The following is a 13,925-nucleotide window of genomic DNA, read 5'->3' on the forward strand; positions in this document are numbered from 1 at the left end:
CGTACAGCTTTCGCAAGAAGAGGTGACTATAGCGCCGACGCGAATCATTTCAATTTGTAATCAAGTATTCCATAATGAAAATGAATAGCCTCTTCCCTTGACGTGTAATTTCAGCCCGAAATTAAATATTTAATCTTTACCGTAAGACAACGCTTAATAATACACTCCAATTATCAATCTCAGCGATACAAACCCGCAAAATTTCACCGCGGCGAGTATTTAATGCACTAATTCATACTAAAAATTAATAAAGATAAAGTTAAAAATACATTTAGAATTTCTAATTTAAAATGAGAAATCAACAGATTGATATAATATTTATCAGCGCATAAAATAATTCCCCGGAACATCACGAGAATGTGCGAAACATATTTATTGTATAATGCTGTATATCAAGGCTTTTTAAACCAGCATTATTTGATTCAGGTATTTACAATTTTGTTTCAACTTGACAGAGAACTGTTTATTTAAAAGGATTTGTATGAAAAAGCATGTCTTAGCAATGGTTGTTGCGGCCACAATGGCAAGCGCTGTAACCATGAATGCACAAGCGGAAAGCACAACGGTAACGGTAAGTGGCGGTACCGTTAACTTCGTAGGTCAGGTTGTGAATGCAGCGTGTTCAGTCGCTGCAGACTCCGTCGACCAGACCGTAATTCTTAGCCAGGTTCGTACCGTAAAACTGACTGAAAGCGGAATGTTGGCCAATCAGAAAGAAGATTTCCACATCAAGCTGGAAGACTGCGACACGACCGTGAGCCAAAATGCAGCCGTCATTTTTAACGCCCAGCAGGATGCCACTCAGCCGGGTGCGATGGCGAATACTGCGGGTGCAGGGTCTGCGCTGAACGTTGCTCTGCAACTGTTTGGCCCTGACGGTAAAAAACTTGACCTGGGAACCACGTCTTCAGCGATCGGTCTGATTAACGGTGAAAATATCATTCCACTGAGCGTTGACTATATCGCGACTGGCGCGGCAACACCGGGTAACGTAGCGTCTACGGCAACTTTCCAGATGGTTTATTCCTGATCTGGACGGAAGGTTGTTGAACCTCCTTCACGCCCCGGTGTGAAGGAGGTTTTTTCAATGTAAACACGCATTTTTATATGTATTGAATACAGAGGATTAAACGAAATACGGTGTCCTGTGTATTCAGTTATATATTTAAGAAAGTGAAATATAAATGACACGAATTACTCCAGCAACTTTTATCAGCCAGCTGATTACTCATTCTTTCTTATTAGCCGCTTCAATGCTGACTATGGCTCACGCTGGTGGTATCGGCCTTGGCGCAACGCGAATCATTTATCCGCAGGGTGATAAGCAGATTGCATTGCCTGTTACGAATACTTCCGAGAACAATGCCTTTTTAGTGCAATCCTGGGTAGCAAATGCTGACCAGTCTAAATCTCAGGATTTTATTGTTACTCCCCCACTTTTTGTGATGCATCCAAAAAAAGAAAACACTGTGCGAATAATGTACGCTGGACCGGATCTGCCTACGGACAGAGAAAGCGTCTTTTTTTTCAACAGTAAAGCCATCCCGGCGGTCGATAAAAGCAAGTTGCAGGGAAATACGCTGCAGATTGCGACCCAAAGCGTTATTAAGCTTTTTATTCGTCCTAAAAAGTTACCGACGCCGTCCATTGATGCGCCAAAGACGCTGCGTTGCGCGCTGGCTAACGGCAAACTGACCATCAAAAACCCATCGCCTTATTACGTTTCTCTGGTTCAACTCAAAGTCGGAAGCGCGAAATTAACAAACACAATGGTTTCGCCCATGAACAGTCTGGTCATTGATCTCCCGGCAGGAAGCGGGAGCCAGGTGAGTTTCCAGACGGTTAATGATTTTGGTGCTACCACACCTGTTCAGTCATGCCCTGGAGCATAACGTTCCCGAAAAAACACGAACATAGCGCGTTGAAGCAGGCAGGAAAAATGAAGTGTCGTAAGTATCAGACAAGGATTGTCATTCATCGTTTGGCCCCTCTCACACTGGCCATGCTCGGTGCCTTATCATCCGTTAGCGCGGATGCAAACTATTATTTCAACCCTGCCTTCCTCTCAAGCGATCCTGCTGCGGTTGCGGATTTATCCCGTTTTAGTACTTCAGGTCAGGCGCCCGGGGTTTACCGCGTAGACGTCTGGCTGAATGACAATTTTATCGCCACGCGCGACATCACCTTTAATATTCGTAAGGTGTCAAAACCCACAGATGATGATACGGGGCTCGCGCCCTGTTTATCGCTCAAATCACTGGATGCAATGGGCGTTAATGTCGATGCATTTCCAGGCTTGAAAGACGAAAAAGAGAGCCAGTGTGCGGACTTACCTTCTGCCATCCCTGCGGCCAGCACCCTTTTTGATTTTGAACGGCAACGCCTGGATATCAGCATCCCGCAAGCTGCGCTGCGTAATAACGCACGTGGTTATATTCCTCCAGAACAATGGGATGAAGGGATCAATGCCCTGTTGCTGAATTACGACTTTACGGGTTCACACAGCCGTAATAGCGGCGATCATGGTTCGACAACCGACAACTACTTTTTGGGAATGAACAGCGGGTTTAACCTGGGTCCCTGGCGACTGCGGGATTTTTCCACATGGAACTACAGCAGCAGCGGTTCAGAGACTTACACAGACTGGCAACACATTAAAACCTACGTTGAACGTGCCGTTATCCCACTGAAGAGCAAGCTCACAATAGGTGAAAATTACACAACGTCGGATATTTTCGATAGCCTGCCGTTTCGGGGAGTGCAGATCAATTCGGATGAAAACATGCTGCCGGATAGCATGAAGGGCTTTGCCCCCACCATTCGCGGGATCGCGAAATCCAATGCGCAGGTGACGGTTAAACAAAACGGTTACACCATCTATCAAAGCTATGTCCCGCCAGGCGCATTTGCGATTACCGATCTTTACCCCACCTCATCCAGCGGCGATTTGAATGTCGAGGTAAAAGAATCTGACGGTACGATCAACAGTTACTCCGTACCCTATTCTGCGGTTCCGGTTTTACAGCGTGAAGGTAGCGTAAAATATTCCGCTACCGCTGCCCGTTATCGCAGTAGCAGCGATCAGCAAGAGGACGTGAACTTTGTCCAGGGGACGCTCATCTGGGGTTTACCCAAAGGATTTACGGTTTATGGCGGTTCTCAGCTGACGGAAAAATACGCCGCCTTTGCCGCCGGTTCCGGCGTAAACCTTGGTAACTTTGGTGCTGTCTCGGCCGATTTCACCCATGCCCAAAGCGAACTGAGCGACGGTAGTTCGCACAGCGGGCAATCAATACGTTTTTTATATGCAAAATCGCTGAACAACGTTGGAACCAACTTCCAGCTGTTAGGTTATCGCTACTCAACATCCGGTTTTTATACGCTGGATGAAACCACCTATAAGCAGATGAAAGGGTATATCGGCCAGGACGATCCAAATAACGGCACCGAAGACCATGAGCCCGTGTGGACTGATTATTACAATCTCTACTACACCAAACGCGGTAAGTTACAGGCCAATATTTCCCAGCAATTGGGTCAGGCCGGGTCGATTTTCCTCAACGGCAGTCAGCAAACATACTGGCATACCGATGAAAAAAACACGCTTCTGCAGCTAGGCTATAGCGGAACGGCAGCAGGCGTGAGCTATAACCTGACGTATAACTACAATAAAGCGCCAGGCATGAGCAACAGCGATCGCATTTATTCGTTAACGCTCTCATTCCCGCTTAATCTCTGGCTCCACCCGGGTGGAGACGTGACCAAACGTTTAAACAGCATTTATACCACTTACGGCATGAGCGCCGATGATAATGGTAGGGTTACCAACACAGCGGGCATTAACGGAACGCTGCTTGAGGATAACAACCTGAGCTACAGCGTTCAGCAGGGTTATCAAAACCAGCATGCCGGTGCCAGCGGTAGCGTCAGTACGGAATATGATAGCGCCTACGGTAATGCGAACCTGGGGTACAACTACAGTAATAACGGTGACTACCAACAGATAAACTATGGCCTCAGCGGCGGTATTGTCGCCCACCGCAATGGCATTACCTTGAGCCAGCCGTTAGGCGATACCAATGTCCTGATCGCAGCGCCAGGCGCAAGCAACGTTAAGGTTGAAGACGGACCCGGGATCCACACTGACTGGCGAGGCTATGCCGTTGTGCCGTACGCCAGCGCATACCACCGTAACCGTATGGCGCTGAATACCAACTCCCTGAGCGACGACCTGGACATTGACGAGGCCGTTACCCAGGTTGTTCCCACCCAGGGTGCCCTTGTACGCGCGACCTTCAAAGCCCGCTCCGGCAATCGTGCCATGATCTCATTAATTCATAACGGTCAACCAGTGCCTTTTGGTGCCATTGTCACGCGCGGTGATGAAGGGGGAGACACGATTGTAGGCGAGAACGGCGAAGCTTATCTGTCAGGGCTGGGCTCAACAGGCACCCTGACGGCGCAATGGGGCGACACCCGCGATAAAAAATGTATTGCGATCTATAAGCTAACTGAAACAAAGCAGTCCCTCGTGCGTTTAAAAGCGGAGTGCCGATAGGTGAAATTACGTATTTTTATTTTATTACTGAGTCTTGTCACGTCAGCGAAAAGCCTGGCGGTGATCTGCCATAATTTTTCAAATAGCATTACGATTGTAAATTACGATCTGTCAACGACGTTGACCAAAGAAGAAAACCAGCTGGGAAAGGCTGTTGAACTGATTAAGTCACAGGATGTGGGCGTCGAAGCCATATGCGCGCAACACCCTGACGGGGATTCTCGAACCTATCGTTCATACCGAAGCCCCTTTCCGGTTATCTTCACAGAAGATCAGTGGAAATATATGAGCCTCGATCCAACCTATATCGCGGGCGCGATGCGCATTACCGACTCTGATATTGGTGATTATTATCCCCCTGAGGATTACATCCATATGGGGAAAGACTGGAGGGTCGATAAAGAAGATCTTAACGAACCCTTTTCAGTATATGATTCCAATCTGGTGTTCAGAATAAAAATTGTCAAACCGTTTATTGGCACGGTGATTATCCCCAATAAAGTGATGTTCAATGTTTATGTTACAACAACGAACACTGACCCGCTGAATACTATTGTTTATCAAATTACGTACAACGGCGCCGTAACCGTGCCGCAAAACTGCGTCATTAATGCGGGGCAGGTGATCACTGTTGACCTGGGAAAACTAAACAGTTCTTCCTTCACGACCGTCGGTGAGAAGCCGTATAACGCGCCGGTAAAAACCTTTAACGTTCCTGTCGAATGTAATGCGGACGTGATATCACCCGCGCATCTCACGCTTCGACTGGTGGCAACAGCAGACACGCACGTTAGCCAGGCGCTTGCAACCGATAATAAAGATGTTGGCGTCGTGGTAACCAACGAAAATGGCACCGTCATGATCCCTAACGACACGTCCAGTGTCGCTGATTTTATTACTGATGATACGGGCCATGCCGATGTAACGTTAAAAACCTACCCTATCAGCACCACAGGCAATGCTCCAGCAGAAGGTGTTTTCACAGCTCTGGCATGTTTACGTATCGATTTTGCGTAAGGGGTGAATAATGAAAATCGTTTATTTTTTCCCGCTGGCGATGCTGTTTTCCGGAATACCGGTCACCTATGCGGATGATGGCGTGTCAATGAACCTCCAGATATTCGGCACCATTATTGGTGAGTCCTGTGATGTTGATGTGAACAGTAAAGAACAAACGGTTGATCTGGGCGACTTTGACGCATCGGAATTTCCAGTACCGGGAACAACGTCGCCAGAAAAAGCGTTTACCATCGACCTGAATAATTGTTCACGTGCCATCCAGGGAACAAAAGTCTGGTTCAGCGGTACGCCCGATAGTAATAATCCCGATCTGTTAGCCCTGAGCGACACGGGTAAAGGCACGGCCACCGAAATGGCGACCGGCGTTGGCGTGGAGCTTCTCAATGCCGAACTGAATCCAATCAAGATAAATAATGTGGAATCAGCAATCTATCCGTTAAAGCAAGGCGATAATAGCCTGACGTTTAATTTACGGTATAAATCTACTCTGCCAGCGGTTACGCCTGGGAATGCAACGGCCATTATGTATTTTGATTTGCTCTATCAGTAGGATGCGGAAATGAAAAAAAAATTAACAATGATATTCACCGCGCTTTTTCTGGTGGCATTGTTTTCTGAATGTACACTGGCGCACGACGGTACAATTTATATCACTGGCGTTATCCATAAAAAGACGTGCACTATCGCGCCTGACTCACAGACGCTGACGGTCCCAATGGACAGCGTTCAAAGCCTCTACTTCACCCAACCGGGTATGGGGGCCGATTATCACCCGTTTGCCATTAATGTGGAAAACTGTGCCGGAACAGAAGGCTCCGTCAGTATTACCTTTGATGGTACACCCGACACGGTAAACCCCGATTTGCTAACGCTCATCGGCGGTGAAGGCTATGCGACGGGCATCGGTGTAGGTATTTACAATCAGGACAAATCGCTGATTTCCATCGGAAGTAAAAGCCAGGAGGTCTTGATTATCCCTCATCAAAGCGACGCCATTCTGCATTTTTACGCCCGCTACATTGCCACTGCCAGTACCGTCACCACGGGGACGGCAAATGCGACGACGACATTTATTCTTAATTATGCGTGAACGTTTATTTCCGGCGACGATGCTGCTTCTCTTTTTATTCTCGATGACCGTGTCCCAGGCAAGGGCAGGGGTCACGATCGGTGGAACACGTTTTGTCTATCCGGAACGAGAGAAATCAATCAGTTTTTCTGTCCGTAACCCTTCTGACGCTTCTTACCTGATCTACACCAAAGTCGAGCCAGGCGGCCTCTGGGCAGGCTCTGAAACCCCGCCCGGGTTGCAATCGGCATTTGTCGCCACGCCACAGCTGTTTTCATTGCATCCTGAACGTGAAAACACGGTTCGCCTGATATTTACGGGAGGCGTCATACCTGAAGATCGCGAAACGCTGTTCACGTTAAGCGTTTCGGCTATTCCTTCTGCGAACAAGCACTCCGCAGGCGTTCAGACTGCAGTGCGTTCACGCTTTAAACTTTTTTATCGCCCCGCCGGGCTCACCGGTAATCCTGATGATGCTTATCAGGCTCTACGCTGGTCGCGAAGCAAAAGTAAGGTCGTCGTGTATAACCCGACGCCTTATTACATCACGCTTTATCAGCTCAGCCTCGGGGGGAAGAACATACCCGACGGCGGCGTTGTCGCCCCTTTTAGCAAGCGCGAGCTCGAAGGTTGTATAGACGCCGCGCTGTGCCAGGTACGCTGGCAAACGATTAATGACTATGGCCGCATTATGCCTGTTCGAATGCAAACACTTTTGTCGTAGTCCAGTTCTTACTCTTTTTACGGAATAATAGTATGAAAGTCCCTACCGTCCTTTGTCGCCTCTCAGTACCCCTTGCTGCGGCACTTGTTTTCTCCACCGCAACGCAGGCAGAGCCCGCCACGCCCCAGCAGATCGAGCAAACAGGAAAAGCGGCAGAAGCCTATTTCGCTGCACACCCTGAAAAATTAGGGGAAATTGTCTCGACCTATCTTGCCGAGCATCCTGAGTTTTTGGTTGCGGCGGGCGAAAGCCTTCGCCAGCGTCAACAGATAGCCCAGCAGCAAGCCATGGTGCAAAATGCCGTGATCCATCGCGATCGGTTACTTGCCGCCGGCGATCCCGTCGTCGGCCCCGTTGACGCAAAAGCCGCCGTGGTGGCTTTCGTGGAGGAAAACTGTGTGAACTGCAACATCACACAAGATCTTATCCATGCCAATCCGGATGTGCGTTTTATCTTTAAAAAATTGCCTTCAGCCGGGTCGGCAAACAAAGCATTACAGGAAAACGTGACGCTAGTGAAGCAGATCGGTTTTACCAACATGCCAGCGTTTGTCGTTTTGCCTCAGGAAAAAGATCCCGTCATTCAGCGCATTAGCGTTATGTCCGGCAATGTTTCTGCTGATGCATTAATCATGGCGATTCAGAAAGCCAAAGGATAGCCCGAACGCTTTTCTTTCCGATGACGCGCAAAAGCACGTCATCGGACACGAGCTTACTCCGGCAACAGCCCGACGAAGCTGCGCTTTTTACGCGGCTCCGACATCAGCTCCTCAAGTTTATCCACGCACGCCAGATAGTGTGGCGTTTGCTTATGCGCCAGCACCGCCTCTTCGTCTTTGTAGGCCTCGTAGATAAAGAACCGGGTTTTCACGCGTGGGTCCTGCAACACGTCAAAGCGCAGGTTCCCCGGCTCCCTGATCGCTCCCTCGTGGTTGGCGCGAAACACCTCCAGAAACTCGTCTACCCGCTCGGGCTTAATGTTGATCTCCACCAGCGTCACGTTCATTTTGCTTCTCCCTGTTTCTCTTCCTGCCAGAACTGGAACGCATCGCGGGCATTCCAGTTCTCGTGAACCACTTTTTTCACCGCCTTCAGCATGGCGAGCGGCGCGCTGGACTGGAAGATGTTGCGCCCCATGTCCACGCCCGACGCGCCCTGGTCAATCGCGCGCCAGCACATCTCCAGCGCCTCGTGCTCCGGCAGCTTTTTACCCCCGGCGATGACGATCGGCACCGGGCAGCTGGCGGTCACCTTTTCAAAGCCTTCATCCACGTAGTAGGTTTTGACGAACTGCGCCCCCATTTCGGCGGCGATGCGGCTGGCCAGCGAGAAATAGCGCGCGTCCCGCGCCATCTCTTTCCCCACGCCCGTTACCGCCAGCGTCGGCATGCCGTAGCGCGCCCCCGCGTCCACCAGCTTGATGATGTTGTTGATCGACTGATGCTCAAACTCGCTGCCGATATAGACCTGCGCCGCCACCGCGCAGACGTTCAGGCGCAGGGCATCTTCCATCGCCACCGCCACGCATTCGTTGGACAGTTCCCCCAGAATCGAGTTACCACCGGAGGCGCGCAGCACGACCGGTTTATTGGTCGCAGCAGGCACCTGGCTCCTGAGGATGCCGCGGGTACACATCAGCACGTCGGTTTCACCAAACAACGGCGCAATGGAGAGATCGATCCGCTCAAGGCCGGTGGTCGGCCCCTGAAAGTAACCATGGTCAAAGGCCAGCATCACCGTACGGTTGCTCTGCGGGTTGAAGATGCGTGCCAGGCGGGACTGCATGCCCCAGTCCAGCGAGCCACAGCCCTTCAGCGTGAACGGCACATTCTGCTGCGGCGTGCCGATGCCAAAATCCTTACCGTCTTTGATATCGTCTAAATCAGCCATTTGCTCCCCCGTCAGAAATCGTATTTGCTGATGTTCTCTTTGGTGAACACCACCCGCTCCGGCAGCAGCACGATGCCGTTGCCCTTCGCCTCATACTGGTAGCCCTGCACGCTGTTCGGCTCGACCTTCAGCGCCCCGATGTTTTTTACGTCCACGCTGTCGCCGACGTTAAGATCGCCTTTTTTCAGCAAACGATCGGCGACATTGACCGCAATTTTGCCCTGTTGCACCACATCCCAGAGGCCAAAGGCCTTCACCGTGCCGCGCTCAACGTAAGGACGCATCACGTTTGGCGTGCTGAAGCCGACAATCGCCACCCTCTCCCGCTTCAGGTTTTCCGCCGCCTGCGCCGCGGCAGGCAGGGCGTTGGCGTCCGGGGCGATGATCGCATCCAGATCCGGATACGCTTTTAAGATCCCCTCGGCGGTTTGCAACGATTTGGTGGCGTCGTTATAGCCAAACTGGGTGGTGACGACCTGCCACTGCGGATGATCTTTCTCGATTTTAGCCTTCGCCTCTTTCACCCACTGGTTCTGGTCGGTGACGGTCGGGCTGGAGTAGAAGAACGCCACTTTGGCATTCGGTTTGGTGACCTGCTTGCCCGCCATGTCCACCAGCAGGCCGCCCAGCTGTTCCGGCGTCCCCTGGTTGATGTAGATGCTGCGACACTCCGGTTTGGTGTCGGAGTCCCAGGTCAGAACCTTGACGCCGCGCTGCATCGCGCGCTTCAGCGCCGGACACAATCCGTCCGGCGACACGGCGGAGACGATAATGGCGTTATAGCCCTGGTTGACGAAGTTATTGATGAGCTGCACCTGGCCGGAGACGCTCGGCTCGGTCGGACCGTCATAGGTGACGTCCACGCCAAGATCTTTCCCCGCCTCTTTCGCGCCGTTGCCGCCGCTGGTGAAGAAGCCGACGCCCACCAGCTTCGGGATAAAGGCAATGCGGTCCGCCGCCTGCGCCGAGGCGAAGCTGAGGGCCATTGCCAGTACGAGCAGTTTTGTTTTCATCTTACGCTCCGGATAGTTTTCTAAAGAGAGATCGCACCCATTCGCGGTGCAGACTCAGCGAACGTCCCATCACCACCACAACCAGCAGCGCCCCTGACAGCGCGCTCGACACCTGGTTGGGGATGCCGACCATCTGTAAACCCTGTTGCAGGTACCCCACCAGCAGCGCCGCCAGCGCCGTACCGACAACCGAACCTGAACCGCCGTAGATATTGGCCCCGCCGAGCACGGCGGCGGTGAGCGCAGGCATCAGTAAATCGCGCCCCAGATCCGAACGCGCGGAGCCGAAATAGGAGACCATTACCAGTGCGGCAATCGCCGAGGCTACGCCTACCAGGCCGTACAGCACGTAGGGCATGCCGTTCACCGACAGCGCCGCATAGCGCGCCGCGCGCGGGTTCTGCCCAATCAGGAACAGATGGCGCCCAAAGCGCCCGCGGTGGGTAATGAGCCAGAAGAAGACGGTGATAGCCGCGAACAAGACCAATGGGATCGGCAGGCCAAATACCGTGAGGTTAGCGAAGGCGGTAAAGCTGTCCGGGAAGCCGCCGATGCCCTCGTAGCCCGTGGCCCCCGCCATGCCGGAGAGCAGCAGCGCTCCGCCGCCGTAAAGGTAGAGCGTGCCGAGGGTGATCACCAGCGGGCTGATGCCGGTGTAGTGGATCAGTGCCGCGTTTACCAGCCCGCACAGCAGTCCCAGCAGCAGCGTCAGCGGAATGGCAACCGCCATCGGCCACCCGGCCTGCATCATCACCCCCAGCGCAATCGCGCACAGGCCGATGGTCGAGCCGAGGGAGATGTCGATCCCGCCGCTGATAATCACCAGCGTCAGCGGCAGCGCCACGATGCCAATGCAGATAAAATCGCTGGTGCTGAATAACAGCATGTTGATGTCGAGCATGCGCGAGTTGATGGCGCCGAAGAGCAGGATCTCCAGCACCAGCAAAATGAGCAGCGCGCTTTCCCAGTTAAGCCTCATTTACGCCACCTCTTTTTTGCGTTTGGGAAAGGGGGTGACGTGCTTTCCCCCTTTGTTGCCCGGCTGGAAGCGACCGTACTTCAGCGCCCGCTGATGCCGCGCCAGCGCCTGGCGCAGACGCCCGTCGAGCACCAGCACGCCCAGCAGCACCAGCCCGGCGATAAAGTCATTCCACCAGGCAGGAAGCCTGAACAGCACCAGCACGGTGTCGATTTGGGTGAGGAAGAACGCACCGAGCAACGCGCCGATCAGCGTGCCCGTGCCGCCCAACAGCGAAATGCCGCCGAGGACGCAGGCGGCGATGGCCTTCATCTCCAGCCCGCTGCCGGTCTGGTTGGGCACGAAGCCAATCTGTGCAGCAAAGACAATCCCGGCGCAGGCCGCCAGCATGCCGTTGAGGGTAAAGGCGATCATGCGGGTGCGGTTCACCGCCACGCCCAGCTGCCGCGCGGCGGCGAGGTTATCCCCCACCGCGTAGAAATCACGCCCGAACGCGGTGCGCGACAGCGTCCACGCGCCGGTGACCACGATAATCAACACCACCATGCCAAGGGGCGACACGCCGATGGCCGCAGGCTCAGAGAGGGATTTCAACCCCGGCGGCAACCCCTCAATCCACTTCCCGCCGGTCCAGAGCAGCATCGCCCCGCGGTACAGCCCCAGCGTGCCGAGGGTGGCGACGATCGCCGGGATGCGCAGCCCCACCACCAGCAACCCGTTGAACGCCCCCGCCAGCGCGCCGATCGACAGCGCGAAGAGAATGGAAACCGGCAGGCTGTAGCCGCCATTCAGCGCTACGCCGACGGCAATGGCGGAGAGCCCGACCGTGGAGCCGACGGAGACATCGATATTGCGGGTCAGCATTACCAGCGCCGCGCCGATGGCCAGCAGGATCAGGATCTGCGAGCTGGCGAAAATCATCCCCAGCGTCTGCAGGCTGAAGTAAGAGGGATTAAGCGCCACCAGCACGGCGAACAGCGCCAGAATGGCGAGAAACGCGCTCAGCTCGCGGTTTTTCAGTAAGATCTTCATGCTTGCCCTCCGAACGCCAGCGCCATCATGCGACCGAGGCTGACGGCATGGCGCGGCAGCTCGCCGCTGAGCACGCCCTGGTGCATCACCAACACGCGGTCCGCGAGGCCAGGAAACTCATCGAGATCGCTTGAGATCATCAGCACCGCCACGTTTTGCGCCGCCACGCTTTTGATAAGCTGGTAGATATCGGCGCGCGCCGAGACGTCCACGCCGCGCGTCGGTTCATCGACGATCAGTAATAAAGGATTGGCCTCCAGACAACGCGCCAGCAGCACTTTCTGCTGGTTGCCGCCGGAGAGCGTGCGCACGGTTTGATCCGCATGGTTGAGCTTGATCCCCAGCGCCCGGTGATAGCGCTCCACGACCGCAGACTCCCGCTTGCGCTGCTGCCAGAGCGACGGCTCGTTCAGCGCCACGGTGTTCCAGCGGATCGGCGCGTCGAGGAACAGGCCGGACACCTGCCTGTCTTCCGGCAGGTAGACCAGGCCTCTGTTTAGCCGCGAGCGCACCGGCTCGTTGGCGATCTCCTGGTTCTCCAGCCAGATGCGTCCCCCGCGTACCGGCCGCAGGCCGTAAAGGGTTTCGGCAAACTCGGTACGTCCGGATCCCACCAGCCCCGCAAGGCCGACGATCTCCCCGGCGTAGATTTCAAGGCTCAGATCGATAAACCCTTCCCCGGTGAGATCCTCCACCCGCAGCACCGGGAAATCCTGCGGCTGGGTGCGACGGTTGCCCGGCAGCGCCAGCCACAGCTTTTGCGTATCGCTCAGGGATTTCTCCCGGCTCACCGGCGTCATGGCGGCAATCAGGGCGTTATCGTCGAACTGCGCGGTTTCCCCGCTCAGCACCACCGCGCCGTCGCGCATCACCGAGACGTGGCTCGACAGCACGCGAATTTCCGGCAGCTTATGGGAGATAAAAACAATCCCGACGCCGAGCGCCTGCAGGGCGCGGATCTGGCGGAACAGCCGTTCGGTTTCGCCCGGCGTGAGGGAGGCCGTGGGCTCGTCGAGGATCAGGATCCGGGCGTTGCGCATTAATCCGCGCAGGATCTCCACCATCTGCTGATCCGCCACTTCCAGGGTGCTGGCGGCGGCGTCGAGGTTGAGCTGGCACTGCAGCTGCTCAAGTTTTTCCGCCAGCCGCTTTTCCCGATCGCGTTCGCGCGGCAGGCGGAACAGGATATTTTCCCGCACCGTCAGGTTAGGGAACAGCAGCGGCTCCTGCGGCACGAGGTAAATGCCGAGCCTGTGCGCCTGCACGGGCGTCAGCCGCGCATATGACTGCCCCTCGACAGAAAGTTCACCGCCGTCCGGCGTCTCGACCCCGGCGATGATCTTCATCAGCGTCGATTTTCCCGCGCCGTTTCCGCCCATCAGCGCGTGCACCTGGCCCGCAAGCAGCGTGAAATCAATGCCTTTTAGAACCGGCACGCCTGAGAACTGCTTGCTGATATTCCGCGCGTCGAGAAGTGAGGTCATCATCGCTCCGCTATTGAACAAATGATTTTTAGATTTAATAATGTTCAAAAGCGTAGACGGTGAACTATATTTACAACCGTGCAGGGATCACAGTTTTATCGATTGAGATTCAGATAAACCAGAAACGATCGAAATGATCCGTTTTGTCGCGTGGCT

The 13,925-nt window shown here is 54.0% G+C and carries 14 protein-coding genes; 8 read left to right on the top strand and 6 right to left on the bottom strand.

Features of this window, described 5'->3' with window-relative positions:
• The first annotated feature begins 481 nt into the window (after positions 1-481).
• The 8 genes from ABFV38_RS19030 to ABFV38_RS19065 all read left to right on the top strand — a co-directional run bounded on the left by ABFV38_RS19030 (position 482) and on the right by ABFV38_RS19065 (position 8,030).
• Entirely contained in the window at positions 482-1,030 is a 549-nt protein-coding gene (locus tag ABFV38_RS19030; protein WP_045910048.1) for a fimbrial protein BcfA, read from the top strand.
• 223 nt (positions 1,031-1,253) lie between these two features.
• A complete protein-coding gene (locus tag ABFV38_RS19035; RefSeq protein ID WP_235403243.1) occupies positions 1,254-1,892 on the top strand; it encodes a fimbria/pilus periplasmic chaperone in 639 nt (212 codons plus the stop codon).
• A 110-nt stretch (positions 1,893-2,002) separates the two neighbouring features.
• Complete coding sequence (locus ABFV38_RS19040) at positions 2,003-4,558, top strand: fimbrial biogenesis usher protein (protein ID WP_229226359.1); 2,556 nt, start codon at positions 2,003-2,005, stop codon at positions 4,556-4,558.
• The gene (locus tag ABFV38_RS19045) at positions 4,559-5,575 is read left to right on the top strand and encodes a fimbrial protein (protein WP_348957823.1); all 1,017 of its coding nucleotides are present in this window, start codon (positions 4,559-4,561) and stop codon (positions 5,573-5,575) included.
• A 10-nt stretch (positions 5,576-5,585) separates the two neighbouring features.
• A complete protein-coding gene (locus tag ABFV38_RS19050) occupies positions 5,586-6,128 on the top strand; it encodes a fimbrial protein (protein WP_235403237.1) in 543 nt (180 codons plus the stop codon).
• Positions 6,129-6,137: 9 nt separating this feature from the next.
• Positions 6,138-6,668: a fimbrial protein gene (locus ABFV38_RS19055; RefSeq protein WP_235403236.1), complete on the top strand. Its 531-nt coding sequence runs from the start codon at positions 6,138-6,140 to the stop codon at positions 6,666-6,668.
• Positions 6,634-7,371 carry a molecular chaperone gene (locus ABFV38_RS19060; protein WP_235403235.1) on the top strand — a complete coding sequence of 246 codons (738 nt, stop codon included), beginning with the start codon at positions 6,634-6,636 and terminating at the stop codon, positions 7,369-7,371. Before ABFV38_RS19055 ends, ABFV38_RS19060 begins: the two co-directional genes overlap by 35 nt.
• Before the next feature lie 32 nt (positions 7,372-7,403).
• Entirely contained in the window at positions 7,404-8,030 is a 627-nt protein-coding gene (locus tag ABFV38_RS19065; protein WP_069719935.1) for a hypothetical protein, read from the top strand.
• A 53-nt stretch (positions 8,031-8,083) separates the two neighbouring features.
• On the opposite strand, the gene lsrG is transcribed toward ABFV38_RS19065, so the two are convergent.
• Genes lsrG through lsrA form a run of 6 tightly spaced genes read right to left on the bottom strand, consistent with a single transcriptional unit; the run spans position 8,084 to position 13,769 of the window.
• On the bottom strand, positions 8,084-8,377 hold the full coding sequence (lsrG, locus tag ABFV38_RS19070) for a (4S)-4-hydroxy-5-phosphonooxypentane-2,3-dione isomerase (protein ID WP_044597614.1): 294 nt from the start codon (positions 8,375-8,377) through the stop codon (positions 8,084-8,086).
• A complete protein-coding gene (gene lsrF / locus ABFV38_RS19075; RefSeq protein ID WP_032653516.1) occupies positions 8,374-9,261 on the bottom strand; it encodes a 3-hydroxy-5-phosphonooxypentane-2,4-dione thiolase in 888 nt (295 codons plus the stop codon). The genes lsrG and lsrF overlap by 4 nt, the downstream gene beginning before the upstream one ends.
• Before the next feature lie 11 nt (positions 9,262-9,272).
• A complete protein-coding gene (lsrB, locus tag ABFV38_RS19080; RefSeq protein ID WP_235403234.1) occupies positions 9,273-10,274 on the bottom strand; it encodes an autoinducer 2 ABC transporter substrate-binding protein LsrB in 1,002 nt (333 codons plus the stop codon).
• A gap of 1 nt (position 10,275) precedes the next feature.
• A complete protein-coding gene (lsrD, locus tag ABFV38_RS19085; protein ID WP_348957827.1) occupies positions 10,276-11,253 on the bottom strand; it encodes an autoinducer 2 ABC transporter permease LsrD in 978 nt (325 codons plus the stop codon).
• Entirely contained in the window at positions 11,254-12,285 is a 1,032-nt protein-coding gene (gene lsrC / locus ABFV38_RS19090; RefSeq protein ID WP_348957829.1) for an autoinducer 2 ABC transporter permease LsrC, read from the bottom strand.
• Complete coding sequence (lsrA, locus tag ABFV38_RS19095) at positions 12,282-13,769, bottom strand: autoinducer 2 ABC transporter ATP-binding protein LsrA (RefSeq protein ID WP_348959435.1); 1,488 nt, start codon at positions 13,767-13,769, stop codon at positions 12,282-12,284. Before lsrA ends, lsrC begins: the two co-directional genes overlap by 4 nt.
• Positions 13,770-13,925 lie beyond the last annotated feature (156 nt).

It is taken from the genome of Enterobacter cloacae complex sp. Mu1197 (genome assembly GCF_040059225.1).
Lineage (GTDB): Bacteria > Pseudomonadota > Gammaproteobacteria > Enterobacterales > Enterobacteriaceae > Enterobacter > Enterobacter quasiroggenkampii.